The 24,787-nt window shown below is 70.6% G+C and carries 19 protein-coding genes; 15 read left to right on the top strand and 4 right to left on the bottom strand.

Going from position 1 to position 24,787, the window contains the following annotated elements; genetic code table 11:
• Nucleotides 1–65: 65 nt before the first annotated feature.
• From MD221_RS02875 to MD221_RS02925, 11 genes are all read left to right on the top strand, one after another.
• A complete protein-coding gene (locus MD221_RS02875; protein ID WP_242107679.1) occupies nt 66–1,499 on the top strand; it encodes an aldehyde dehydrogenase in 1,434 nt (477 codons plus the stop codon).
• Nucleotides 1,496–2,161 carry a carbonate dehydratase gene (gene can / locus MD221_RS02880; protein WP_242107680.1) on the top strand — a complete coding sequence of 222 codons (666 nt, stop codon included), beginning with the start codon at nt 1,496–1,498 and terminating at the stop codon, nt 2,159–2,161. Before MD221_RS02875 ends, can begins: the two co-directional genes overlap by 4 nt.
• On the top strand, nt 2,158–2,592 hold the full coding sequence (locus MD221_RS02885; protein WP_242107682.1) for a RidA family protein: 435 nt from the start codon (nt 2,158–2,160) through the stop codon (nt 2,590–2,592). The genes can and MD221_RS02885 overlap by 4 nt, the downstream gene beginning before the upstream one ends.
• A 9-nt stretch (nt 2,593–2,601) precedes the next feature.
• Nucleotides 2,602–3,132: a 3-hydroxyanthranilate 3,4-dioxygenase gene (locus MD221_RS02890; RefSeq protein WP_242107684.1), complete on the top strand. Its 531-nt coding sequence runs from the start codon at nt 2,602–2,604 to the stop codon at nt 3,130–3,132.
• A 187-nt stretch (nt 3,133–3,319) separates the two neighbouring features.
• A complete protein-coding gene (locus MD221_RS02895) occupies nt 3,320–5,479 on the top strand; it encodes an FUSC family protein (RefSeq protein WP_242107686.1) in 2,160 nt (719 codons plus the stop codon).
• A 10-nt stretch (nt 5,480–5,489) separates the two neighbouring features.
• Nucleotides 5,490–6,500, top strand: a complete 1,011-nt coding sequence (locus MD221_RS02900) for an amidohydrolase family protein (RefSeq protein ID WP_242107687.1) — start codon at nt 5,490–5,492, stop codon at nt 6,498–6,500.
• Nucleotides 6,501–6,588: 88 nt separating this feature from the next.
• A complete protein-coding gene (kynU, locus tag MD221_RS02905) occupies nt 6,589–7,890 on the top strand; it encodes a kynureninase (protein ID WP_242107688.1) in 1,302 nt (433 codons plus the stop codon).
• Complete coding sequence (locus MD221_RS02910; protein WP_242107689.1) at nt 7,887–9,281, top strand: FAD-dependent oxidoreductase; 1,395 nt, start codon at nt 7,887–7,889, stop codon at nt 9,279–9,281. Before kynU ends, MD221_RS02910 begins: the two co-directional genes overlap by 4 nt.
• Complete coding sequence (sbcB, locus tag MD221_RS02915; protein WP_242107690.1) at nt 9,278–10,720, top strand: exodeoxyribonuclease I; 1,443 nt, start codon at nt 9,278–9,280, stop codon at nt 10,718–10,720. The genes MD221_RS02910 and sbcB overlap by 4 nt, the downstream gene beginning before the upstream one ends.
• Before the next feature lie 66 nt (nt 10,721–10,786).
• The gene (locus MD221_RS02920; RefSeq protein ID WP_242107691.1) at nt 10,787–11,473 is read left to right on the top strand and encodes a DUF2461 domain-containing protein; all 687 of its coding nucleotides are present in this window, start codon (nt 10,787–10,789) and stop codon (nt 11,471–11,473) included.
• Nucleotides 11,474–11,510: 37 nt separating this feature from the next.
• Entirely contained in the window at nt 11,511–12,065 is a 555-nt protein-coding gene (locus MD221_RS02925; RefSeq protein ID WP_242107692.1) for a DUF2939 domain-containing protein, read from the top strand.
• 66 nt (nt 12,066–12,131) lie between these two features.
• On the opposite strand, the gene MD221_RS02930 is transcribed toward MD221_RS02925, so the two are convergent.
• Both MD221_RS02930 and MD221_RS02935 read right to left on the bottom strand, forming a co-directional pair.
• Nucleotides 12,132–13,037, bottom strand: a complete 906-nt coding sequence (locus tag MD221_RS02930; protein ID WP_242107693.1) for a 5'-nucleotidase — start codon at nt 13,035–13,037, stop codon at nt 12,132–12,134.
• A gap of 42 nt (nt 13,038–13,079) precedes the next feature.
• Nucleotides 13,080–13,850, bottom strand: coding sequence for an NAD kinase (locus tag MD221_RS02935; RefSeq protein ID WP_242107696.1), 771 nt, complete (start codon nt 13,848–13,850; stop codon nt 13,080–13,082).
• 238 nt (nt 13,851–14,088) lie between these two features.
• Here MD221_RS02935 and MD221_RS02940 point away from each other — a divergent pair, with 238 nt between their 5' ends.
• Nucleotides 14,089–14,970: a lysozyme gene (locus MD221_RS02940; protein ID WP_242107697.1), complete on the top strand. Its 882-nt coding sequence runs from the start codon at nt 14,089–14,091 to the stop codon at nt 14,968–14,970.
• 599 nt (nt 14,971–15,569) lie between these two features.
• Here MD221_RS02940 and MD221_RS02945 read toward each other — a convergent pair.
• Together MD221_RS02945 and MD221_RS02950 are read right to left on the bottom strand one after the other, a co-directional pair.
• Nucleotides 15,570–20,564 (bottom strand): NAD-glutamate dehydrogenase, encoded by a 4,995-nt coding sequence (locus MD221_RS02945; RefSeq protein ID WP_242107699.1) that lies wholly within the window; start codon nt 20,562–20,564, stop codon nt 15,570–15,572.
• 25 nt (nt 20,565–20,589) lie between these two features.
• On the bottom strand, nt 20,590–22,050 hold the full coding sequence (locus MD221_RS02950; RefSeq protein ID WP_425602187.1) for an acyl-CoA dehydrogenase family protein: 1,461 nt from the start codon (nt 22,048–22,050) through the stop codon (nt 20,590–20,592).
• On the opposite strand from MD221_RS02950, the gene MD221_RS02955 reads away from it, so the two are divergent.
• Genes MD221_RS02955 through MD221_RS02965 form a run of 3 tightly spaced genes read left to right on the top strand, consistent with a single transcriptional unit; the run spans nt 22,001 to nt 24,774 of the window.
• Nucleotides 22,001–22,930, top strand: coding sequence for an ArsR/SmtB family transcription factor (locus MD221_RS02955; protein WP_242107703.1), 930 nt, complete (start codon nt 22,001–22,003; stop codon nt 22,928–22,930). The two genes, MD221_RS02950 and MD221_RS02955, sit on opposite strands and share 50 nt — an antisense overlap.
• Before the next feature lie 54 nt (nt 22,931–22,984).
• Nucleotides 22,985–24,163 (top strand): homocysteine S-methyltransferase family protein, encoded by a 1,179-nt coding sequence (locus MD221_RS02960; protein ID WP_242107705.1) that lies wholly within the window; start codon nt 22,985–22,987, stop codon nt 24,161–24,163.
• Between the two features lie 11 nt (nt 24,164–24,174).
• The gene (locus tag MD221_RS02965; protein ID WP_242107706.1) at nt 24,175–24,774 is read left to right on the top strand and encodes a short chain dehydrogenase; all 600 of its coding nucleotides are present in this window, start codon (nt 24,175–24,177) and stop codon (nt 24,772–24,774) included.
• Nucleotides 24,775–24,787 lie beyond the last annotated feature (13 nt).

Here is a 24,787-nt window from a genome sequence, read left to right on the forward strand (position 1 = left end):
GTACGGCGCGCCTGGCCCGCGATCGCCCGCGCGCGCCGTTCATCGCCGTGCTTTAAGCTAGGCGCATGCAGCGACTGCCCCACTGGATCGACGGCGAGGCCCGGGCTTCCGACAGCGGTCGCTGGCTCGACGTGTTCGATCCGGCCTCGGGCCGGGCCTATGCGCAGGTCGCCTCCGGCAGCGCCGCCGACGTGGCCGCGGCCGTCGCCGCCGCGCAGGCCGCGCAACCGGCGTGGGCGCGCCTGCCCAACAGCGAGCGCGCGCACTGGCTCGACGCGCTGGCGACCGCCCTGCACGCGCGCCTGGACGATTTCGCGCACGCCGAGTCGCGCGACGGCGGCAAGCCCTTCGCGCTGGCGCGCGATGTCGAGATCCCGCGCGCGATCTCCAACCTGCGTTTCTTCGCCCACGCCGCCACCCAGTTCGCCAGCGAATCGCACCACGGCGAGGCCGGCCTGAACTACACGCTGCGCCAGCCGCTGGGCACGGTCGGCACGATCTCGCCGTGGAACCTGCCGCTGTACCTGTTCACCTGGAAGATCGCCCCCGCGCTGGCCGCGGGCAATGCCGTGGTCGCCAAGCCTTCCGAGATCACCCCGGCCACGGCCACCCTGCTCGGCGAGCTGGCGGCGCAGATCGGCTTCCCGCGCGGCGTGCTCAACATCGTCCACGGCCTCGGCCCGGAGGTCGGCGAGGCGATCGTCGCCCACGAGGCGATCAAGGCGGTGTCCTTCACCGGCAGCACCGCGGTCGGGCGGCGCATCGCCGGCGTCGCCGGGCCGATGCTGAAGAAGGTCTCGCTGGAGCTGGGCGGCAAGAACCCGACCCTGGTGTTCGCCGACAGCCACTGGCGCGACCACCTGGACACGCTGGTGCGCTCGGCGTTCCAGAACAGCGGCCAGATCTGCCTGTGCGGCTCGCGCATCCTGGTCGAGCGCGGCATCTACAGCGAGTTCCGCGACGCCTTCGTCGAGCGCGCGGCGGCGTTGCGCGTGGGCGATCCGATGGACTCCGACGCGCGGCTCGGGCCGCTGGTCTCGCAGGCGCATTTCGACAAGGTGGTCGCGGCCATCGCCCGCGCCCGCGCCGAGGGCGGCACGACCCTGTGCGGCGGGCAGGCGCTGCAGCGTCCGGGCTGGTTCGTGGCGCCGACGGTGATCGAGGGCCTGGGCCCGGACACCGCCAGCAACCGCGAGGAGATCTTCGGGCCGGTCGCCACCTTGCAGCCCTTCGACGACGACGACGATGCGCTGCGCCTGGCCAACGCCGGCGACTACGGCCTGTGCGCCATGCTCTGGACCCGCGACCTCGACCGCGCCCACCGCCTCGCCGCCGGCGTCCGCGCCGGCATCGTTTGGATCAACACCTGGCTGGCGCGCGACCTGCGCACGCCCTTCGGCGGCGTCGGCCAGTCCGGCCTGGGCCGCGAGGGCGGCGCCGAGGCGCTGCGCTTCTTCACCGAACCCAAGAACGTCTGCCTGCACCTGCCCGCCCCATGAGCACCCTCGACGAACTGCTGCTGCGCAACCGCATCTGGTCCGAACGCATCCGCGCGGAGGACCCGGAATTCTTCGCGCGCCTCTCGCGCCAGCAGGCGCCCGAGTACCTGTGGATCGGATGCTCCGACTCGCGCGTGCCGGCCAACCAGATCATCGACCTGGCGCCGGGCGAGGTGTTCGTCCACCGCAACATCGCCAACGTCGTGGTGCATACCGACCTGAACTGCCTGTCGGTGATCCAGTTCGCCGTCGACGTACTGCAGGTCAAGCACATCCTGGTGGTCGGCCACTACGGCTGCGGCGGCGTGCACGCGGCGCTGCACGGCCACCGCGTCGGCCTGGCCGACAACTGGCTGCGGCATGTCGCCGACGTCGCCGACAAGCACGCCGCGATGCTCGCGCGCGCGCGCCCGAACGAGCGCCACGACCGCCTGTGCGAGCTGAACGTGATCGAGCAGGTGCAGAACGTCTGCCTGTCCACCATCGCCCGCGACGCCTGGGCACGCGGACAGTCGCTCACCGTGCACGGCTGGGTGTACAGCCTGCAGAACGGGCGCGCGCACGACATGGGCATCAGCATCGACGCCTACGAGAAGCTGGAAGCGGCCTACGACGCCGCCATCGCCCGCGTGCAGCGCACCCAGGGCGGGTCGCCGCGATGAGCGAGGCCATCCAGGCCGGCGCCGCGCCGCGCCCGGTCGGCGCGTATCCGCACGCGCGCCGCGTGGGCGAGCTGCTGTTCCTCTCCGGCATCGGCCCGCGCGAGCCGGCCAGCGACGCGATCCCGGGCAACGTCTACGACGGCGACGGCCGCGTGCGCGACTACGACATCCGGGCACAGGCGCGCGCGGTGTTCGCCAACGTGCGCGCGGTGCTGGAGGCCAGCGGCGCGCGCTGGGAGGACCTGGTCGACGTGACCGTCTACCTCACCGACATGGCGCGCGACTTCCGCGCCTACAACGCCGTGTGGGCCGAATATTTCCCCGACCCGGCCAGCGCCCCCTGCCGCACCACGCTCGGCATCACCGCGCTGCCGACCCCGATCGCGATCGAACTCAAGTGCACCGCCGTCGTGAAGGCGGCCTCCGCCTAGGACCTCGCCATGCTTCCCGCCCCGCTCAATCTCCAGAAGTGGATCGACGAGCACCGCCACCTGCTCAAGCCGCCGGTCGGCAACAAGTGCATCTACGACGGCGACTTCATCGTCATGGTGGTGGGCGGCCCCAACCAGCGCACCGACTACCACTGGGACGAGGGGCCGGAGTGGTTCTACCAGCTCGAGGGCGAGATGGTGCTGCGCATCCAAGAGGACGGCGCGGTGCGCGATATCCCGATCAAGGCCGGCGAGATCTTCCTGCTGCCGCCGCGCACGCCGCATTCGCCGCAGCGCATGCCCGACTCGGTCGGCCTGGTGATCGAGCGCAAGCGCCTGCCGCACGAGGACGACGGCCTGATGTGGTTCTGCGAGCAGTGCAACCACAAGCTGTACGAGGAGTACTTCTTCCTGCACGACATCGAGAAGGACTTCCCGCCGGTGTTCGAGCGCTTCTACTCCTCGCGCGAGCACCGCACCTGCAAGCACTGCGGGCACCTGAACCCCGCGCCGTCGAAGTACGAGTTCCCGGATACGTGACGGCTGGAGAGACGTCCCATGGCGATCTGCGCAGGCTCGCGGCGGATGGCGGCCACCATTGCTCCCACCCGCCCATTCGCCGTCCCTGGCGCAGCATGCCCGCTGTGCTGAACGTCCAGCCCGGCCATCTCTGGCCGGGCGCTCGGCGGCGCGCGAGCCAGTGGCTCGCAAGCGCGCCGTTTCGCCCATGCTGCGCTCGCTGATCGTCTTCCAGCCGCGCGAGGTGCCCGCCCGCGTCGCCCTGCGCAACACGGTGACGGTCGTCGCGCCGCTGGCGGTGGGCATCGCCATCGACCAGGTGCCGGCCGGGCTGGCGATGACGGTCGGCGCGCTGAACACCATGTTCACCGACCTGCCCGGTCCCTACCGCCTGCGCATGCAGCGCATGCTGCTGGCGGCGGCCTCGGCGGGGCTGGCCGCGCTGATCGGCATCCTGGTCGGCCCCTGCACGCCGCTGTTCGTCGCCACCGTGGCGGTGTTCGGCGCGGTCGGCGGGCTGCTGGTCGCGCTCGGGCCGGTGGCCGCGCGCGTCGGGCTGACCAATACCATCGTGATGATGATCACCGCGGAGATGCAGGTCGCGCCCGGGCACGCGCCCGGCGTGGCGGCGCTGATCCTGGCCGGCGGCCTGCTGCAGACGCTCATGGCCGTGGCCGCCTGGCCGCTGCAGCGCTACCGGCCCGAGCGCTTCGCGCTGGCCACGGTGCTGGAGCAACTGGCCGACACCGCGCGCATCCGCCCCGATCCCTCGCAGCCGCCGCCGGTCTCGCAGGCGGCCACCGACGCCTTGCAGCTGCTGCATGGCCAGCACCGCTCGCGTGGCATCGCGGTGCAGTCGTTCCGCATCGTCGCCGAGCTGTGCGAGCGCGTGCGCATCGACTTGCTTTCGCTGGGCGAGCTGCACGGCCGCATCCGCGAGCCGGCGGTGCTGGCCGCGATCGATGCCGTGCTCAACTCGGCCGAGCGCGTGCTGCAGCGGCTGGCCGTGGCGATGCGCGAGGCCGAGCCGCCGCTGCGCGCGGAAAGCGAGGCCGCCGGCTTCGCCGCCCTGGTGGAAGCGTTGGCGCAGGCGCGACAGGGCCTGACCGACGCGCAGCAGCCCAGCGCCTTGCGCGAGCGCCGCCTCTCGCGCATCGCCCTGGCGCGGGCGCAGAGCCTGGCCGGCCAGCTGCGCGCGCTGGTGCGCAACAGCGACTGGGCCAGCAGCCGCGGCGAGATCCGCGCCGAACTCGCCGAGGCCCGCTTGCCGGCGGCGCTGCGCCCCGGCAATCCGCTGCAGACCCTGCGCGCCAACCTCAAGCTGTCCTCGATCGCCTTGCGCCACGCGCTGCGCAGCGCGGTCTGCGTCTCCATCGCCGCGGCCTGCGAGCGCATGCTGCAGATCCCGCACGGGGTGTGGATCCCGATGACCGCCGCCATCGTGCTCAAGCCCGATTTCGGCGGCACCATGCAGTTCGGCGTGCTGCGCGTGGTCGGTACGCTGATCGGCCTGCTGATCGGCACCGCGGTCGCGCACCTGGCCATGGACGGGGTGGCCATGCGCCTGGCGCTGATGGCCCTGCTGTGCTTCGTGTTCCGCCTGCTGGTGCAGGTCAACTACGCGGTGGGCGTGGCGATGCTCACCGCGATGCTGGTGCTGCTGCTCTCCTTCGAGGGCATCGCGCCGGGCGAGGCCGTGGAGATGCGCATCCTCGGCACCGTGCTCGGCAGCGCCCTGGCCCTGGCCGCCTACGCGCTGTGGCCGACCTGGGAAGGCCGGCGCACGACGAACGCGCTGGCCACGCTGGTCGAGGCCTACCGCACGCACATTGCTGCGGTGCTCGGCCGCGATGCCGCAACGGGAAATTTCACGGCGCTCTACGAAACCCGCAGCGCGGCGCGCGCGGCCCGCACCAACGCGCTGGCCTCGGTGGAGCGGCTGCGTGCCGAGCCCAAGCGCGGCGCGGCCAGGGCCCGGCTCGCCTGGACCGAGTCCTTCCTGGCCAATGCGCACCGCCTGATCCGCGCCACCCTGTCGCTGGAAGCGCTGCTGCGCGACGAGACCGGCCTGCCGCAGCTGCCCGAACTCGGCGCCTTCGCCGAACAGGCCGACCAGGCATTGGCCAGGATCGCCGCCGCCCTGCGCGAGGAGCGGCCGCCGCAGGTCCCGTCGCTGCGCCCGGCCGAGCGGCGGCTGTCCGAGGCCCTGGCCGCCCTGCCCGATGCCGGTGCCGCCGGCATCGCCCTGGCCGACGCCTGCGACCGCATCGTCGACGCCGTCGATACGCTGGCCCACCTGCTGCAGCGCGATGCGGCCGCCGCGACGGCCGCGGCGCCCATGACGACCGCCCAGAACCAACGCGGGTAGAATCCGGCGCATGCTCAAGATCGATACCCACGCCCATTACCTGCCGCGGGACTGGCCCGATCTGGCGAAGAAGTACGGCGACGAGCGCTTCCCGTTGATCCATCACACCGACGACGGCCGCCACCGCATCTACAAGGACGGCAAGTTCTTCCGCGAGATCTGGTCCAAGACCTGGGACGCGCGCGAGCGCATCGACGACTACGCCCGTTTCGGCGTGCAGGTGCAGGTGATCAGCACCGTACCGGTGATGTTCAGCTACTGGGCCAAGCCCAACCAGGCGCTCGATCTGCACGCCGCGCTCAACGAGCACATGGCCGAGACCTGCCGCAGCCATCCGCGCCACTACGCCGGCATCGGCACCGTGCCGATGCAGTCGCCGCGGCTGGCGGTGCAGGAGCTGGAGCGCTGCATGGACCAGCTCGGGCTGCAGGGCGTGCAGATCGGCTCGCACATCGGGGCCTGGAACCTGGACGCGCCGGAGCTGTTCGAGTTCTTCGAGGCCGCCAGCGATCTCGGCGCCGCGATCCTGGTGCATCCCTGGGACATGATGGGCAGCGAGTCGATGCCCAAGTACTGGCTGCCCTGGCTGGTGGGCATGCCGGCCGAGCAGTCGCGCGCGGCCTGCTGCCTGATCTTCGGCGGCGTGCTGGAGCGTCTGCCCAAGCTGAAGATCTGCCTGGCGCACGGCGGCGGCAGCTTCCCCTACACCGTCGGCCGCATCGAGCACGGCTTCAACATGCGCCCGGACCTGGTGGCCACCGACAACCCGCGCAACCCGCGCGATTACCTGCAGCGCCTGTACTTCGACTCCTGGGTGGCCGACCCGCGCGCCCTGCGCTACCTGCTCGACACCTGCGGGCCCGAGCGCGTGATGCTGGGCACCGACTATCCCTTCCCGCTCGGCGAGCAGGAGCCGGGCGCCGGGATCGCCGCGCTGTCGCTGGATACCGCCGGCCAGGAACGCCTGTACCACGGCACCGCGCTGGAGTGGCTGGGCCTGTCCAAATCGAGGTTCGCGTGAGCGCTGCGGCCGTCGCAGCGGGTGATTCCGTGATCCGTCATTCCTGCGGCCGTGGCCAGCCATCCCGTCACCCGAGGATTTCTCCGCAATGAGTGCATTGTTCTCCGACGCCTACGCACAGGCGCAGGACGCCGCCGATCCTCTGCTCGCCCTGCGCGAACAGTTCCTGATCCCGAAGCACGACGGCCGCGACCAGGCGTACTTCTGCGGCAACTCGCTGGGCCTGCAGCCGCGCACCGCGCGCGCCCACGTCGAGGAAGTACTGGAGAAGTGGGCGATGGAAGCGGTGGAGGGGCACTTCACCGGGCAGGCGCAGTGGATGCCCTACCACGAACTGGTGCGCGAGCCGCTCGCCGCGGTGGTCGGCGCCGAACCGTCCGAGGTGGTGGCGATGAACTCGCTCACCGCCAACCTGCACCTGATGCTGGTCAGCTTCTACCGCCCCACGCGCGAACGCCCGGCGATCCTGATGGAGGCCGGCGCCTTCCCCTCCGACCGCTACGCGCTGGAGTCGCAGGTGCGCTTCCACGGCTTCGACCCGGCCACCGACCTGATCGAACTCGAACCCGACACGCCCGACGACGGGTCTTCAAGCGGCATATTTTCGATGGCCTCGATCGCGCGCGCCATCGCCGAGCACGGCCCGCGCCTGGCCCTGATCGTCTGGCCCGGCGTGCAGTACCGCACCGGACAGGCCTTCGACCTGGCCGAGATCGCGCGCCTGGGCCATGCCGCCGGCGCCGTGGTCGGCTTCGACCTTGCCCACGCCGTCGGCAACCTGCCGCTGCGCCTGCACGATGCCGGCGCCGACTTCGCGGTGTGGTGCCACTACAAGTACATGAACGCCGGGCCGGGCGCGGTGGCCGGCTGCTTCGTGCATGCGCGCCACGCGCGCACCGAGCGCCCGCGCTTCGCCGGCTGGTGGGGCCACGACCAGAGCACGCGCTTTCGCATGGGCCCGGAGTTCTCGCCCACGCCCGGCGCCGAGGGCTGGCAGTTGAGCAATCCGCCGATCCTCGGCCTTGCGCCGCTGCGCGGATCGCTGGAACTGTTCGCGCGCGCCGGCATGCCGGCGCTGCGCGAGAAGTCCGTGCGGCTGACCGGCTACCTGGAAACGCTGATCCGCCAGCGCCTCGCCGGCACCCTGCAGATCCTGACCCCCGACGATCCCGAACGGCGCGGCGCGCAACTGTCGTTGCGCGTGTTGCAGGGACAGGGATTGCAGGGGCGCGAGGCCGGACGTTCGCTGTTCGAGTTCCTGGCCCGCGCCGGCGTGCTCGGCGACTGGCGCGAGCCCGACGTGATCCGCATCTCCCCCGCCCCGCTCTACAACACCCACGCCGACGTGATGCGTTTCGTGCGCGCGGCCGAAGCCTGGCGCGCCGCATGAGCAAGTCCCTGACCATCGTCGGCGCGGGCCTGGCCGGCGCGCTGCTCGCCACCCTGCTGGCCCGCCGCGGCTGGCGCGTGCAGGTGTTCGAGAAGCGCGGCGACCCGCGCGTGAAGGGCTACGAGGGCGGTCGCTCGATCAACCTCGCGCTGGCCGAGCGCGGCCGGCACGCGCTGCGCCAGGCCGACGCGGACGAGGCCGTGATGCGCCAGGCGGTGATGATGCGCGGACGCATGGTGCATTTCCTGGATGGACGCCTGCAGTTGCAACGCTACGGCCGCGACGATTCCGAAGTGATCTGGTCGGTGCACCGGGGCGACCTCAACATCACCCTGCTCGACCTGGCCGAGCGCGCCGGCGCCGCGCTGCACTTCCATCGCCGCCTGGACGGCGTCGATTTCGACGCCGGCATCGCCCGCTTCGTCGACGACCGCGACGGCGTGCGGCACGAGATCGAGGCCGGCGCCCTGGTCGGCGCGGACGGCGCCGGCTCGGCGCTGCGCGCGGCGATGAACGCGCATGCGCCGCTGGGCGAGCGCAGCGAATTCCTCGACCACGGCTACAAGGAGCTCGAGATCCCGCCGGCGCCCGACGGCGGCTTCCGCATCGAGCCCCACGCCCTGCACATCTGGCCGCGCGGGCACTACATGTGCATCGCGCTGCCCAACGACGAGAAGACCTTCACCGTCACGCTGTTCTTGCCCAATGCACCGCTGCCGAACGCGCCGATTCCGGGGCAGGACGGGCCGAGCTTCGCCGCGCTGAAGACGCCGGACGACGCGGTGGCGCTGTTCGAGCGCGACTTCGCCGACGCACTGCCGCTGATCCCGCGCCTGCGCGCCGACTGGGCGAAGAACCCGCCCGGACAGCTGGCCACGCTGTACCTGGATCGCTGGCACCTGGGCGGCCGCGCCGTCCTGCTGGGCGACGCGGCGCACGCCATGGTGCCCTTCCACGGCCAGGGCATGAACTGCGCCTTCGAGGACTGCGTGGCGCTGGCCCGGCACCTGGACGCGCACGCCGACGCCGCCGACCTCGCTGCCGCCTTCGCCGCGTTCGAGGACGAGCGCAAGCCCAATGCCGCCGCGATCCAGCAGATGGCGCTGGAGAACTACCTGGAGATGCGCGACCGCGTCGACGACCCCGACTTCCTGCTGCAGCGCGAACTCGAGCGCGCCCTGCAGGAGCGCCACCCGGGCCGCTTCGTTCCGCACTACACCATGGTCACCTTCATGCGCATCCCCTACGCCACCGCCCTGGCGCGCAGCGACATCCAGCGCGAGATCCTGGTGGAGGCCACGCGCGGGCTGGATTCGCTGGACGGCGTGGACTGGACCGCCGTCGACGCGCGGGTCAACGCGCGGCTGGCACCTCTGCAGGACGCCGCGTGAGCGCCAGTTTCCTCTTCTACGACCTGGAGACCTTCGGCACCGATCCGCGCCGCAGCCGCATCGCCCAGTTCGCCGCGATCCGCACCGATGTCGATCTCAACGAGATCGATGCGCCGATCGATTTCTTCGTGCGCCCGGCCGACGACCTGCTGCCGGTGCCGATCGCCTCGCTGGTCACCGGCATCGCACCGCAGGACGCGCTGCGCGAGGGCATCCGCGAAGCCGAGGCCTTCGCCCGCATCGCCGAGGCGATGTCGCAGCCCGGTACTTGCACGCTCGGCTACAACTCGCTGCGCTTCGACGACGAGTTCGTCCGCCACGGCCTGTTCCGCAATTTCTTCGACGCCTACGAGCGCGAATGGCGCAACGGCAACTCGCGCTGGGACCTGCTCGACGTGATGCGCCTGGCGCACGCGCTGCGCCCGGACGGCATCGCCTGGCCCAAGCGCGAGGACGGCGCCACCTCGTTCCGTCTCGAACACCTGGCCAGCGCCAACGAAGTGCGCATCGGCGACGCTCACGAGGCGCTCTCGGACGTGCGCGCGCTGATCGGCATGGCGCGCAAGCTCAAGCAGGCGCAGCCGCGGCTGTGGGACTACGCCCTGCGCCTGCGCGACAAGCGCTACGCCGCCTCCCTGCTCGACATCACCGCCGCCGCGCCGGTGCTGCACGTCTCCCAGCGCTATCCCGCCGCGCGCCTGTGCGCCGCGGCGGTGCTGCCGCTGGCGCGGCACCCGCGCATCGACAGCCGCGTGATCGTGTTCGACCTGGACGGCGACCCGGAAGCGCTGCTCGACATGGACCCGGGCGCGATCGCCGACCGCCTGTACGTGCGCAGCGCCGACCTGCCCGAGGGCGAGGCGCGCATCCCGCTGAAGGAGGTGCACCTGAACCGGTGTCCCGCGCTGATCGAATGGGCGCACCTGCGCGAGGCCGACTTCCGGCGCCTGTCCATCGATCCGGCGCTGGCCGAGCGCCGCGCGGCGCGGCTGCGCGAGGTCGCACCGGCCCTGGCCGAGAAGGTGCGCCGCGTGTTCGCCGCGACGCAGGAGCGGCCGCCCTCGGACGCCGACGGCGCGCTATACGAAGGTTTCATGGGCGACGGCGACAAGCGCCGGCTCGCCGACGTGCGCGGCACGCCGCCCGAGGCGCTGGGGCTGCGCGACTTCGGCTTCCAGGACCCGCGCCTGCCCGAACTGCTGTTCCGCTTCCGCGCCCGCAACTGGCCCGAGACGCTGACCGTTCCCGAGCAGATGCGCTGGGACGCCTACCGGCGCCATCGCCTGCTCGAGGAGTCGGAGCTGTCGGAGCTCAGCCTGCCGCGCTACCAGGCGGAGATCGCCGCCCTGCGCGCCGCGCACGCGGACGACGGCGCCAAGCTGGCGCTGCTCGACCGCCTGGACGCCTGGGGCCGGGAGTTGCATCGCTCGCTGACATGAGGGAACGTCTGCGCCGGCCGTCGCGACGGCCCTCCATTCGCCGAACACCGCCATGACCCCCTAGCCATGCCCGCCTATTTCTCCGACAAGAGCCTCAAATTCCTGCGCGGACTGGCGCGCAACAACGACCGCGCCTGGTTCCTCGCCCACAAGGACGATTACGATGGCCACGTGCGCGCGCCGTTCCAGCGCCTGCTCGCCGACCTGCAGCCCGACCTGCGCGCGGTCAGCGAGCATTTCCGCTCCGAGCCCAAGACCGTCGGCGGTTCCCTGTTCCGCATCCAGCGCGACACCCGCTTCGCCAGCGACAAGACGCCCTACAAGACCTGGCAGGGCGCGCGGCTGTTCCACGAGCGCAGCAAGCAGGTGCCGGCGCCCTCGTTCTACCTGCATCTGCAGCCCGGCAACTGCTTCGTCGGCGCCGGCCTGTGGCATCCGGAAACCGCGACCCAGCGGCAGATCCGGCAGTTCATCTTCGACAATCCGGGCAGCTGGAAGGCGGCCGCGCACGCGCCGGCGCTGCGCCGCCGCTTCGACCTGGAGGAGGAGGAGATGCTGGTGCGCCCGCCGCACGGCTTCCCCGCCGACTTCGAGTTCATCGACGACCTGCGCCACAAGAATTTCGTCGCCTCGCGCCTGATCGAGGACAGCGTCATGCTCGGTCCCCGGCTGCGGCAGACCCTGGCCAAGGACCTGCAGAGCCTGGGGCCGTTCGTGGACTACCTCTGCGCCGCGCTCGATCTCGAGTTCTGAGCGCCGATCCCCTCTCCTTCCTCGCGGTAGCGCATCGATGAAGAAATGGCTCTGGCTGGTGGTTCTCGTCCTGGTGGCATTGCTGGCCTATGTCGCCGCAGGCCCGTTCCTCACCGTGCGCGCGATCCGCGCGGCGGTGAAAGCCGGGGATGCGGCCGCGCTCTCCGAACAGGTCGATTTCCCCGCCTTGCGCAGCAGTTTCAAGGCGCAGTTCGCCGACCGCCTGGCGCGCCAGGCCGGCGACGCCGGCGGCAACCCGCTCGCCGCCTTCGGCCTGGGCCTGGCCAACAGCCTCGCCGGCAGCGCCATCGACGGGCTGGTCACGCCCTCGGGCCTGGGCGCGATGATGGAGGGACGGCAGATCTGGGATCGCGTCAACAACGAGCCGTTCCGCGGGCGCGAGGACGAGGTCGCGGCGGACGGCAGCGTCGCCGCCGCGCGTCCGGAACCCCTGCACGATCCCAAATACCGCTTCGAGTCGCTGTCGCGCTTCACCGCGACGGTGAGCGACCGCAACGGCCGCCCGATGGTCTTCGTGTTCACCCGGCACGGACTGGACTGGAAGCTCTCGGATATCGTGCTTCCGCAGTAGCCTGCTTCCGCGGCAGCCCGCTTCCAAAGCGGCTCGCTTGCGCAATGCTCCGCTTGCGCGCCGCGCTCAGTCGTTGGAAACGCCGTGCGGAACGTGCCCCGCGGCGACGTGCTGGCGCGCCGAATCGATGTTGTGCAGCGAGTCGTCGAAGAAGATGTCGGCGCCGAACACGTCCAGGAAGGGACCCTTCGGCCGCCCGCCCAGGAACAGCGCCTCGTCCAGGCGCACGCCCCATTCGCGCAGGGTGCGGATCACCCGCTCGTGCGCCGGCGCCGAGCGCGCGGTGACCAGCGCGGTGCGGATCGGCGCGGCCTCGCCCGGCGGATACATCGCCTGCAGACGGTGCAGCGCGTCCAGGAAGCCCCGGAACGGCCCCCCGGACAGCGGTTCGTGGGCGCGCTCGCGCTCGTGGCGATGGAAGGCCTCCACGCCGCCCTGGCGCGAGACGCGTTCGCCCTCGTCGTCGAAGATCACCGCGTCGCCGTCGAAGGCGATGCGCAGCTGGTCGTAGCGGTGCGCGGGCGCCCGCGCCGGCAGGATCGTCGCCGCCGCGGCGCCGTTCTCCAGCGCCCGCCGCACCGAGTCGGGGTTGGCCGAGAGGAACAGCTGCGCGCCGAACGGGCGCAGGTAGGGCCAGGTCGGCGCGCCCGAGGTGAAGGTCGCGCGCGAGATCGCCAGGCCATGGTGCTGGATCGCGTTGAACACGCGCAGCCCGGTGTCGGAGGAATTGCGCGAGAGCAGGATCACCTCCACGCGCGGCGCCTCCGGCGGCGCTCCCTGGTTCAGCGCCAGCAGCTTGCGCACCAGCGGGAAGGCGATGCCCGGCTCGAGCACCTCGTCCTCGCGGTTGCGCTGGTGCTCGGCATAGGCGTCGATGCCCTGCGCCTCGAACAGCGCATGGCTGTCCTCCAGGTCGAACAGGGCGCGCGAGGAGATCGCGACGGTCAGGATCGGGGCGGCGGGATCGGGCATGGCGCGATTATCGCGTATGCGGCGGTGCTTGGACGATGGCGCTCAGACCATGAACTGTTCGCTGAGGATGCGTTCCTCGAGGTTGTGTTCGGGATCGAACAGCAGGGTCACGGTGCGGTCGCGCGATTCGCGGATGGTCACCTCCACCACGTCGCGCACCTCGTGCGAATCGGCGGTGGCGCTGACCGGGCGCTTGTAGGGATCGAGTACGCGGAAGCGCACCTCGGTCTGGGCCTTGAGCAGGGCGCCGCGCCAGCGGCGGGGGCGGAACGCGGCGATCGGGGTGAGCGCGATCACCGAGGATCCCAGCGGCAGGATCGGCCCGTGCGCGGAGAAGTTGTAGGCGGTGCTGCCGGCGGGCGTGGCCACCATCACGCCGTCGCAGATCAGTTCGTCGAGCCGGGTGACGCCGTTCAGGTCGATGCTCAGGTGCGCGGCCTGGCGGGTCTGGCGCAGCAGCGAGACCTCGTTGTAGGCCAGCGACCCGACCGAGGCGCCCGATTCGGTGGAGGCCACCATCTCCAGCGGCCGCAGCACGGCGGGCTCGGCGGCGGCGATGCGCGCGAGCAGGTCCTCGCCGCGATACTGGTTCATCAGGAAACCGACCGTGCCCAGCTTCATGCCGAACACCGGCTTGCCGAGCGCACCGTGGCGGTGCAGCGTCTGCAGCATGAAACCGTCGCCGCCGAGCGCGCAGATCACGTCGGCCTCGGCCGGCTCGGCCTGGCCGTGCAGCGCGATCAGCTGCGCCTGCGCATCCTGCGCGCCGTCGGCGGGACTGGCGAGAAAGGCGATGCGGTGCGTCGCGGTCATCGTCGGCTCCAAAGCGGTCGATCCAGCATAGCAGCGCCGCCGTCCCGCCGCGCGGGCGCCCGGTCACGCGGTCTTCTCGCGGCGATGACGCACCTGCCGCCTATCCTCGCCCGGCGCCATCGATCGAAGTGCGCGTTCGCGCGATCGGCCGCCCACGATCGGCTTTCCGCCATCGGCGGCCGCTTCCGCCACGCTTCGGCGGCGCCCACACATCCCATTCCTGGAGGAGAGAACTCCTATGTCATCGCTTTCCCGCTGCAAGATCGCGCTGCTGGCCGTCTCCTGCGTACTCGCCGCCCCCGCCGCCTGGTCCACCGAGCAATCCCTGCCGCCTGGCGTGGCGCCGGACTGGCTGGAACGCCTGAACCCCGACATCGACGCCGCCACCGCGGCCCGCATCGTCACCCAGGACCACGCCATGGGCTCGCAGATCCGCCTGCACGAAGGCAGCTGGCAGGTGCCCGGCTATTCCTATCTCGCCACGCCGCTGCTGGCCTCGGTCAAGGGCATGGACGTGAGCGGCTGGCAGGGCAACGTCAACTGGAGCGCGGCCTGGAGCAACGGCGCCCGTTTCGCCTACGTGAAGGCCACCGAGGGCACCGGCTACACCAATCCCTATTTCGCCCAGCAGTACAACGGCTCCTACAACGTCGGCATGATCCGCGGCGCCTACCATTTCGCCCGCCCCGACATCTCCAGCGGCGCCACCCAGGCCAACTACTTCGTCGATCACGGCGGCGGCTGGTCGCGCGACGGCAAGACCCTGCCCGGCGCGCTCGATGTGGAATACAACCCCTACGGCGCCACCTGCTACGGGCTGAGCAAGGCCGGCATGGCCAACTGGATCGCCTCCTTCGTCAACCAGTACCACGCCCGCACCGGGCGCTGGGCGGTGATCTACACCAGCACCAGCTGGTGGACGCAGTGCGTGGGCACCTCGGGTAACTTCAGCAACAACAATCCGCTGTGGGTGGCGCGCTACGCCTCCAGCCCCGGCACCCTGCCCTACGCCTGGGGCTATTACACGATCTGGCAGTACGCCGACTCGGGCACGTTCCCTGGCGACCAGAATCAATTCAACGGCGCCTACGACCGCCTACAGGCCTTGGCGAATGGGTGAGACCCCGCACGCTTAGCGAATGCCCACAAGGCGTTCGCTGCGGGGTCGAACGCCCGGCCATGGATGGCCGGGCCGGACGTTCCGAAGGCGGCGCGGTCGCGCCAAGGATGGCATCGAATCAGCATCCAAAACCAGTGGTACGCTTAGCGAATGCCCACAAGGCGTCCGCTGCGGTTGCGAACGCCCGGCCATGGATTTCGAGCCGCGCCGTCAGCGCGGCGAGGGGGCCGGACGTTCCGAAGGCGGCGCGGTCGCGCCAAGGAGGGCATCGAATCAGCATCCAACACCAGTGGTACGCTGAGCGAATGCCCACAACGCGTCCGCTGCGGTTGCGAACGCCCGGCCATGGATTTCGAGCCGCGCCGTCAGCGCGGCGAGGGGGCCGGACGTTCCGAAAGCAATACAGTCGCGCCAGGGATGGCATCGATGCCCCATCCGAAACCAGTGGCACGCGCGCACCGCCCTCAAGGCATCAACTGCCGACGACAGCATCCCTAGAGCAGCACCGCGCAAGGCAACAGAAGAGCCGCCCCTCACCCTCGCTCGCTACGCTCGCATCCCCTCTCCCGCAACGCGGGAGAGGGGCACGGCAGGCCCGCTTACCGGCTCAACGCCGCCAGCTGCGCCAGCCGCTGCACCGCCACCGAGGCGGTCGGATAGTCCAGCGTCTTCTGCGCCGCCAGCTCGTTGAGCATCGCCAGCGTGAAGCGCAGTGCGGCGTCCTCGCGCGCGAGCCATTGCTTCACCCGCGCCTCCGGATCCGAGCCGGGAATCGTCAGCACCTGCCCGACCAGGGCGCGCTGCTGGGTGGCCAGCTCGTCGCGCAACACGCTGCGCGCGATCGCGTGCCAGCGGCCGTCCACCGGCAGCGCGTCGATCTGCGCCAACAGCCAGGGCAGGTGCAAGGCGTCGCCGAGGCGGAAATGCACGCGGGCGATGTCGGCCGGCTTGAGCCTGCGGTCGCGCGCCAGCTCGATGATGTCGCAGCAGGCCTCCAGGTACGGCAGCGCCGCCAGCTGTCCGGCCAGGTCGTCCGGCACGCCCTTCTCGCGCCAGTCGCGCAGGCTGGCCTCGTAGGCCGGACGCTGCGAGTCGGCGATGATGTTCTCGCCGGCGCGCACGTCGCGGAAGCCGTCGTGGTAGCGCTCCACCGCGGTGGTGATGTCCGGAATCGCGCCGGGGCGCGCCAGCAGCCAGCGCGTCATCGAACGCTGCAGCGTCCAGATCACCTGCAGCGCGTCGATCTGCACGGATTCGGCGACCTTGCCGTCGAGCGCGTCGATCTGCGCCCACAGCTCGCGCGCGTCCAGCGTCTCGCGGGTGATGGTGAAGGCCTTGGCGACCTCGCCCGGACTGCGGCCGGTGTCCTCCTGCATGCGCAGCAGGAAGGTCGCGCCCATGCGGTTGATGGTGGAATTGGTGACCGCGGTGGCGATGATCTCGCGCTTCAGGCGGTGGTGCTCCATCGCCTTGGCGTACTTCTTCTGCAGCGGCGCCGGGAAGTAGCGCACCAGCTCCTTGGACAGGTAGGCGTCCTCCGGCACGTCGGAGTCGAGCAGTTGCTGGAAGGCGACCAGCTTCGAGTACGACAGCAGCACCGACAGCTCCGGCCGGGTCAGGCCGATGCCGCGCGCCTTGCGCTCGGCGATCTCGGCATCGGAGGGCAGGAACTCGATCTGGCGGTCGAGCAGGCCCTGCGACTCCAGCGTCTGGATGAAATGCTGCTTCGAGCCCAGCCGCGTCAGGCTCATGCGCTCCATCAGGCTCAGCGCCTGGTTCTGGCGGTAGTTGTCGTTGAGCACCAGCGCGGCGACCTCGTCGGTCATCGACGCCAGCAGCTCGTTGCGCGCCTCGAACTTGAGCTTCCTGGCCTGCACCTGCGCATTGAGCAGGATCTTGATGTTGACCTCGTGGTCGGAGGTGTCCACGCCGGCCGAGTTGTCGATGAAGTCGGTGTTGAGCAGCACGCCCGCCGCCAGCGCCGCCTCGATGCGGCCGCGCTGGGTGAGGCCGAGGTTGCCGCCCTCGCCCACCACCTTGCAGCGCAGGTCGCGGCCGTCGACGCGGATGGCGTTGTTGGCGCGGTCGCCGACGTCGGCGTGGGTCTCGGTGCTGGCCTTGACGTAGGTGCCGATGCCGCCGTTCCAGAGCAGGTCGACCGGCGCCTTGAGGATCGCGCTGAGCAGTTCGTTGGGGCTGAGCGCGTTGACGTTGCCTTCGATGCCGAGCGCCGCGCGCACGTCGGCGCTGATCGGGATCGACTTGGCGCTGCGCGGCCACACGCCGCCGCCCTTGCTGATCAGCGACTTGTCGTAGTCCTCCCAGCTCGAGCGCGGCAGCTTGAACATGCGCGTGCGCTCCTTGAACGAGCGCGCCGCGTCCGGGTTCGGATCGATGAAGATGTGGCGATGGTCGAAGGCGGCCAGCAGGCGGATGTGCCTGGACAGCAGCATGCCGTTGCCGAACACGTCGCCGGACATGTCGCCGATGCCCACGCAGGTGAAATCCTGGGTCTGGCTGTCGCGGCCGAGCGCGCGGAAATGCCGCTTCACCGACTCCCAGGCGCCCTTGGCGGTGATGCCCATGCCCTTGTGGTCGTAGCCGACCGAGCCGCCCGAGGCGAAGGCGTCGTCGAGCCAGAACCCGTGCTCGCGGGCGATGCCGTTGGCGATGTCGGAGAAGGTCGCGGTGCCCTTGTCGGCGGCCACCACCAGGTAGGGGTCGTCGCCGTCGTGGCGGACCACGTTCTTCGGCGGCACCACCTTGCCCTCGACCAGATTGTCGGTGATGTCGAGCAGGCCGTTGATGAACTGCTTGTAGCAGGCGATGCCCTCGGCCAGCACGGCGTCGCGGTCGCCTGCCGCGGGCGGGCGCTTGACGAAGAAGCCGCCCTTTGAGCCGACCGGCACGATGACGGTGTTCTTCACCATCTGCGCCTTCACCAGGCCGAGCACCTCGGTGCGGAAGTCCTCGCGGCGGTCGGACCAGCGCAGGCCGCCGCGCGCGACCGGGCCGAAGCGCAGGTGCACGCCCTCCACGCGCGGGCCGTAGACGAAGATCTCGCGGTACGGACGCGGCTTGGGCAGGTCCGGCACCCGGGCCGAGTCGAGCTTGAAGCTGATGTACTCGCGGTCGGCGGCGACGTAGCCGGCCTTTTCGACCATCTGCGCCTGGTAGTAGCCGGTGCGCAGCGTGGCGTCGATCACGCCCATGAAGCTGCGCACGATGCGGTCCTCGTCGAGGCTGGAGACGCGCTCCAGCAGCGCCTTGATCGCCTTGCGCACGCTGTCGTACTGCGCCTCGCGGCCTTCGCGGCGGGCGTCGATCACCGGCTTGAGCTCCTTCAGCGTCTGCTCGTCGCCGTCGCTGAGCGCGCGCAGCTGGCGGGCGAAACGCTCGGCGCCCTTGGCGATCTCGGCCGCGCTCTCGTGCCCGGTGCACGGGTCGAAGCGCGCCTCGAACAGCTCGACCAGCAGGCGCGCCAGCAGCGGATAGCGCGCGAAGGTCTCTTCCACGTAGCTTTGCGAGAACGGCACGCCGACCTGCAGCAGGTACTTGCAGTAGCCGCGCAGCATCGCCACTTGGCGCCAGCTCAGGTTGGCGCCGAGCACCAGGCGGTTGAAGCCGTCGTTCTCCGCGCCGCCGCGCCATACCTGCTCGAAGGCCTCCTCGAAGCTGGCGGCGACCGCGTCCACGTCGAGCTCGCGGGCCTGCTTCGACAGGCCGAACTCCACCTCGAAGTCCTGCAGGAACACCGCGCGGCCGTCGATCTGCATCGGATACGGGTGCTCGGAGATCACCCGCATGCCCATGTTCTCCATCATCGGCAGCGCGTCGGAGAGCGGGATGTCGTCGTGCCAGCGGTACAGCTTCAGGCGCAGGTCGTTGCCGGTGCGCTGCAGGCTGAGCGCGATGTCCTCGGCGTCCTGCAGCGAGGCGATGCGGCGCACGTCCTCGGCCGCGGCGTCGGCCGTGGTGCCCTGCAGGTAGGCGGCCGGCAGGGCGCGGCCGAAGCGGCCGGCCAGGGTCAGGCCGTCGTGCTCGCCGTGCGCGCGCACCAGGCTGTCGCGCAGGTCGTCGTAGCGGTTGCGCACGATCTCAGAGAGGCCGGCATCGAGCCGGGCGGCGTCGACGTCGGCCTTGGCGCCGCCGCGCGGGCGCACCAGCAGGTGCAGCTGCGCCAGCGGCGACTCGCCGACCTGCAGGTTGGTGTCGATGTCCTCGGCGTCCAGCTCGCGCTTGAGCATCGCCTCCACGCGCAGGCGCACGTCGGTGTTGTAGCGGTCGCGCGGGATGTAGGCCAGCACCGAGTAGTAGCGGCCGTAGCGATCGCGGCGCAGGAACAGCTTGTTGCGCACGCGCTCCTGCAGGCCGAGGATGCCGCTGGCCAGCTGGAACAGCTCCTCCTCGCTGGACTGGAACAGCTCGTCGCGCGGCAGGGTTTCCAGAATGTGCTTGAGCGCCTTGCCGCTATGGCTGTTGGGCTTGAGCCCGGAGGCGCGCATCACGTATTCGTAGCGCTCGCGCACCAGCGGGATGTCCCAGGGACGGCGGTTGTAGGCGCTGGAGGTGAACAGGCCGAGGAAGCGCTGCTCCTTCGAGGGCTTGCCCTTGGCGTCGAAGCTGAGCACGCCGATGTAGTCCATGTAGCCGGGGCGGTGCACGGTGGAGCGCGCGTTGCTCTTGGTCAGGATCAGCGCGTCGACCGAGCCCGACTGCGGCATCTTCGAGGCGGCCAGGGTCTTGAGCAAGCGCGCCTTGCCCACTTCCTTGCCGCGCAGCAGGCCGAGGCCGCTGCCGGGCACGGTGCGCAGCACCTCGTCCTTGCCCTGCGTCTCCACCACGTACTCGCGGTAGCCGAAGAAGGTGAAATGGTCGGCGGCGGCCCAGCGCAGGAATTCCTGCGCCTCGTGCCGGCCGGCGTCGGACACCGGCATCCTGCGCGAGCCGACGTCGTCGGCGACGCCGAGCATCTTCTGCCGCATCACCTCCCAGTCGGCCACGATCGCGCGCACGTCCTCGAGCACGCCGCGGATCGCGGCCTCGACCTCGGCGCTGTCGGCGGCCGACTGGCGGTCGATCTCCAGGTGCATCATCGACTCGAACTCACCCTCGCCCACGGCGGTCAGCTTGCCGCCCGGCGTGCGCGAGACCTGCACCATCGGATGCCCCAGCACGTGCACGCCCACGCCATGGTCGGCCAGCGCCATGGTCACCGAATCGACCAGGAACGGCATGTCGTCGTTGACGATCTGCAGCACGGTGTGCGGCGACTCCCAGCCGTGCGTCTTCTGGGTCGGGTTGAACAGGCGCACGTTGGCGGTGCCGCGCTTGCGGTTGCCGGCGAAGGCGAGGAAGTCGTTGGCCAGCGCCGCCCAGCCCTCGGGGCTGTGCTGCGGGAACTCGTCCTCGCTCATGCGCTGGTAGAACGCGCCCGCGAAGGCGACGGCCAGGTCCTGGCCGGACTTGCCGGCGCGCTTGCGCGCGGCCTGGAAGATCGGTTCGAGCAGGGCCGGCCGGACTTGCTTGGCGCCGGCTTGTACGGAGCCGGCGCGATCCGCTTTGCGGCGCACGGCAGGAGATTTTGGGCTCATTTTTTGCAGTTCCGTTGGTTGCGGCTCAGCGCAGTCCGGTTTCGTGGCGGGCGATGACCAGGCGCTGGATCTCGCTGGTGCCCTCGTAGATTTCGGTGATCTTGGCGTCGCGGAAGTAGCGCTCCAGGGGCATTTCCTTGGAGTAGCCCATGCCGGCGTGGATCTGCACGGCCTGGTGCGCGATCCACATCGCCGCCTCGGAGGCGGTGAGCTTGGCGACGGCCGCCTCGGTGGTGAACTTCTGCTTCTGGCCCTTGAGCCAGGCCGCGCGCAGCGTCAGCAGCAGGGCCGCGTCCAGCTTGCACTTCATGTCGGCGATCTTGGCCTGGGTCATCTGGAAGGCGCCGATCGGCTGGCCGAAGGCCTTGCGCTCGCGCACGTAGGCCAGGGTCGCCTCGTAGGCGGCGCGGGCGATGCCGATCGCCTGCGAGGCGATGCCGATGCGGCCGGCGTCGAGCACGCCCATGGCGATCTTGAAGCCGTGCCCCTCCTCGCCCAGCAGGTCGTCCGGCTGGGCGACGTAGTCGGCGAATTCGATCTCGCAGGTGGCCGAGGCGCGGATGCCGAGCTTGGGCTCGGTCTTGCCGCGGTGGAAGCCGGCGCGGCCGGTGTCGATCATGAACGCGCTGATGCCGCGCGCGCCCTTGTCCGGGTCGGTCATGGCGAACAGCACGATGTACTTGGCCACCGGACCGGAGGTGATCCAGCTCTTCTTGCCGTTGATCACGTACGTGCCGTCGGCCTGCTTCACCGCGCGGCAGCGCATGGCGGTGGCGTCGGAGCCGGACTGCGGCTCGGTCAGGGCGAAGGCGCCGATCTCCGCGCCCTCGGCAATCGCGCGCACGTACTTCTGCTTCTGTTCCTCGGTGCCGTGGGTGAGGATGCCGTTGCAGAACAGCGAATTGTTGACCGACATGATGGTCGAGTGCGCGGCGTCGCCGGCGGCCACCTCCACCATCGCCAGCACGTAGCTGACCGGGTCCATGCCGGCGCCGCCGTATTCGGTGGGCACCTCGATGCCCATCAGGCCGTTCTCGCCGAGCAGCTTGATGTTGTCGAGCGGGAATTCCCCGGTCCTGTCGTAATGCTCGGCACTGGGCGCGATCTTTTCCTGGGCGATGCGCCTGGCCACGTCCTGGATCATCAACTGCTCTTCGGTGAATCCAAACTCCACGTTGCGCTCCGGCTTCGATGCAGATGCGGAATTGTAAATGGGGTGAGGGCGCGCGTGGTTAGAAAACGCCAACAAGGCGTCTGCTGCGCGACGAACGCCCGGCCATGGATGGCCGGGCCGGAGCATCCGAAGCCGATCTGCGCCGTCAGGGATGGCTGCGAAAGCCTTTCCGCAGCAGGCCCGGGCTGCGGACCGCCGTCCGCCCTTGACCTGCCTTGCCGCCGCACCCACAATATCTCTATATCGCGATAGGAAGATATTTATGGATCTGGAAGGCTGGTCGTCCCGGCTCAAAGTCCTGGCCGACGCCACCCGCGTCCGCCTGCTGGCCCTGCTGGAGAGCGAGGAGCTGACCGTGGCCGAGCTGGCCTCGATCACCCGCCTGGCGCAGCCGCGCGTGTCCACCCACCTGGCCAAGCTCAAGGAAGCCGGGCTGGTGCGCGACCGGCGCGCCGGCGTGTCGGCGTACTACCGTTTCGACGAGGCCACCCTCGACCCCGCCCAGCGCGCGCTCTGGCAGGCCCTGTCCACCGGCAGCGACGACCCGCTGCTGCGCCAGGACGCCGAGCGCGTGCCGGCCGTGCTGGCGATGCGCGCGGCCGACCGCAACTGGGCCGACTCGGTGGCCGGCGACATGGAGCGCCATTACTCCCCGGGGCGCACCTGGGAGGCGCTGGCGCGCTCGGCGCTGCCACTGCTGGAGCCGGGCGACGTGCTCGACATCGCCTCCGGCGACGGCGTGCTGGCCGAGCTGCTGGCCCCGCACGCGCACCGCTACGTCTGCGTGGACACCAGCCCGCGCGTGGTGGCGGCGGCCAGCGAGCGGCTGCGCCGCTTCCGCAACGTGGAGGTGCGCGAGGGCGACATGCACGCCCTGCCCTTCGAGCCGGCCAGCTTCGACCTGGTGGTGCTGATGCACGCCCTCACCTACGCCGAAAAGCCGGCGCAGGCCGTGGCCGAAGCCGCGCGCGTGCTCAAGTCCGGCGGCCGCCTGCTGCTGTGCAGCCTGGCCCACCACGAGCACCGCAGCGCGGTCGAGGCCTACGGCCACGCCAACCTCGGCTTCAGCGAGAAGGAACTGCGCCGCTTCGCCGACAAGGCCGGCGTGCGCACGCTCGAGTGCAGCACGGTGACCCGCGAGAAGCGGCCGCCGCACTTCGAGGTGATCTCGCTGATCGCCAAGAAACCCTGACCCGGCATCCAGGTCTCCAGGTCCCCTGCTTCCCTCCCCCGAGGAACCGGCCCCATGAAAACGCTCCCCTGGCTCCACCCGCAACGCGTCGCCGCCCTGCAGCGCGCCCTGTCCGAGCGCATCCTCATCATCGACGGCGCGATGGGCACGATGATCCAGCGCTACCGCCTGGAGGAGGAGGACTACCGCGGCGAGCGCTTCGCCGACGGCTACGACTCACAATGCGAATCCCTCGCGGAGAGCCCGGCCATCCATGGCCGGACTTCCGAATGCGAGCCACACGCGCAAGGACAGGCCGCCGAAGGCCAGCCTTCCGGGCATGGGCACGGGCCGGCCTGCGGCCACGACCTGAAGGGCAACAACGACCTGCTGCTGCTCACCCGCCCGGACATCATCGGCGCCATCCACGGCGAATACCTGGAGGCCGGCGCGGACCTGATCGAGACCAATACCTTCAACGCCACCTCGGTCAGCCAGGCCGACTACCACCTGCAGCACCTGGTCTACGAGTTGAACAAGGCCGGCGCGCGGCTGGCGCGCGAATGCTGCGATGCCGCGGAGGCCAGGACCCCGGGCAAGCCGCGCTTCGTGATCGGCGTGCTTGGCCCGACCAGCCGCACCGCCTCGATCAGCCCGGACGTCAACGATCCCGGCTTCCGCAACACCAGCTTCGACGAGCTGCGCCTGGCCTACCGCGAGGCGGCCGACGGCCTGATCGACGGCGGCGCCGACACGCTGATGGTGGAGACCATCTTCGACACGCTCAACGCCAAGGCGGCGCTGTTCGCCATCGAGGAAGCCTTCGACGCGCGCGGCGCGCGGCTGCCGATCATGATTTCCGGCACCATCACCGACGCCTCCGGGCGCACCCTGTCCGGGCAGACGGCCGAGGCGTTCTATGCCTCGGTGTCCCATGCCCGGCCGCTGTCGGTGGGCCTGAACTGCGCGCTCGGCGCCAGCGACCTGCGCCCGCACGTCGAGACACTGGCCACCGTCGCCGACGCCTACGTCAGCGCCCATCCCAACGCCGGCCTGCCCAACGCCTTCGGCGAATACGACGAGACGCCCGAGGACATGGCCGCCACCTTGAAGGAGTTCGCCGCATCCGGCCTGCTCAATCTGGTCGGCGGCTGCTGCGGCACCACGCCCGCGCACATCCGCGCGATCGCCGAGGTGATGCGCGGGATCGAGCCGCGGCCGCTGCCGGCCGAAACGCTGGCCGACGCCGCGTGAGCCGCCCGTCGATGAAGATCCTCCTGGTAGGCGCCAGCGGCACGCTCGGCCGCGCGATCGACGCGGAGCTGTCCGCCGACCACGAAATCCTGCGCGCCGGCCGCGGCAGCGGCGACTTCCGCGTGGACCTGCGCGATGACGCCAGCGTCGCGGAACTGTTCCGGGCCACCGGCAAGGTCGACGCGATCGTCGCCGCCAGCGGCAACGTGCACTTCGGCCCGCTGGCGGAGATGACGCCGGCGCAGTTCGACAGCGGCCTGCAGGACAAGCTGCTCGGCCAGGTGCGCCTGGCGCTGATCGGGCAGCACCATCTCAACGACGGCGGCTCGATCACCCTGACCACCGGCATCCTCGCCGAGGAGCCGATCCGCCAGGGCGCCAACGCCACCGCGGTCAACGCCGCCGTCGAAGGCTTCGCGCGCGCCGCCGCCTGCGAGCTCGGGCGCGGCCTGCGCATCAACGTGGTCAGCCCCAACGCGCTGCAGGAATCCTGGGAGGGCTATCGCGCCTACTTCCCGGGCTTCGAACCGGTGCCCGCCGCCCGCGCCGCGCTCGCCTACCGGCGCAGCGTGGAAGGCGTGCAGAGCGGGCGCGTCTACAAGGTCTGGTAACCGCCGATGTCCG

Origin of the sequence: Luteimonas aquatica (assembly GCF_022662575.1) — a bacterium.
Lineage (GTDB): Bacteria > Pseudomonadota > Gammaproteobacteria > Xanthomonadales > Xanthomonadaceae > Luteimonas > Luteimonas aquatica.

What these genes read in the sequence shown, in the direction of transcription:
- MD221_RS02935 (WP_242107696.1), bottom strand. Translation starts at nt 13,850, where the DNA reads ATGACCGCGACGCACCGCATCGCCTTTCTCGCCAGTCCCGCCGACGGC.
- MD221_RS02960 (WP_242107705.1), top strand. Translation starts at nt 22,985, where the DNA reads ATGAAAACGCTCCCCTGGCTCCACCCGCAACGCGTCGCCGCCCTGCAG.
- MD221_RS02885 (WP_242107682.1), top strand. Translation starts at nt 2,158, where the DNA reads ATGAGCGAGGCCATCCAGGCCGGCGCCGCGCCGCGCCCGGTCGGCGCG.
- MD221_RS02875 (WP_242107679.1), top strand. Translation starts at nt 66, where the DNA reads ATGCAGCGACTGCCCCACTGGATCGACGGCGAGGCCCGGGCTTCCGAC.
- MD221_RS02890 (WP_242107684.1), top strand. Translation starts at nt 2,602, where the DNA reads ATGCTTCCCGCCCCGCTCAATCTCCAGAAGTGGATCGACGAGCACCGC.
- MD221_RS02900 (WP_242107687.1), top strand. Translation starts at nt 5,490, where the DNA reads ATGCTCAAGATCGATACCCACGCCCATTACCTGCCGCGGGACTGGCCC.
- MD221_RS02940 (WP_242107697.1), top strand. Translation starts at nt 14,089, where the DNA reads ATGTCATCGCTTTCCCGCTGCAAGATCGCGCTGCTGGCCGTCTCCTGC.
- MD221_RS02955 (WP_242107703.1), top strand. Translation starts at nt 22,001, where the DNA reads ATGGATCTGGAAGGCTGGTCGTCCCGGCTCAAAGTCCTGGCCGACGCC.
- MD221_RS02930 (WP_242107693.1), bottom strand. Translation starts at nt 13,037, where the DNA reads ATGCCCGATCCCGCCGCCCCGATCCTGACCGTCGCGATCTCCTCGCGC.
- MD221_RS02920 (WP_242107691.1), top strand. Translation starts at nt 10,787, where the DNA reads ATGCCCGCCTATTTCTCCGACAAGAGCCTCAAATTCCTGCGCGGACTG.
- kynU (WP_242107688.1), top strand. Translation starts at nt 6,589, where the DNA reads ATGAGTGCATTGTTCTCCGACGCCTACGCACAGGCGCAGGACGCCGCC.
- can (WP_242107680.1), top strand. Translation starts at nt 1,496, where the DNA reads ATGAGCACCCTCGACGAACTGCTGCTGCGCAACCGCATCTGGTCCGAA.
- MD221_RS02910 (WP_242107689.1), top strand. Translation starts at nt 7,887, where the DNA reads ATGAGCAAGTCCCTGACCATCGTCGGCGCGGGCCTGGCCGGCGCGCTG.
- MD221_RS02895 (WP_242107686.1), top strand. Translation starts at nt 3,320, where the DNA reads ATGCTGCGCTCGCTGATCGTCTTCCAGCCGCGCGAGGTGCCCGCCCGC.
- MD221_RS02945 (WP_242107699.1), bottom strand. Translation starts at nt 20,564, where the DNA reads ATGAGCCCAAAATCTCCTGCCGTGCGCCGCAAAGCGGATCGCGCCGGC.
- MD221_RS02925 (WP_242107692.1), top strand. Translation starts at nt 11,511, where the DNA reads ATGAAGAAATGGCTCTGGCTGGTGGTTCTCGTCCTGGTGGCATTGCTG.
- MD221_RS02965 (WP_242107706.1), top strand. Translation starts at nt 24,175, where the DNA reads ATGAAGATCCTCCTGGTAGGCGCCAGCGGCACGCTCGGCCGCGCGATC.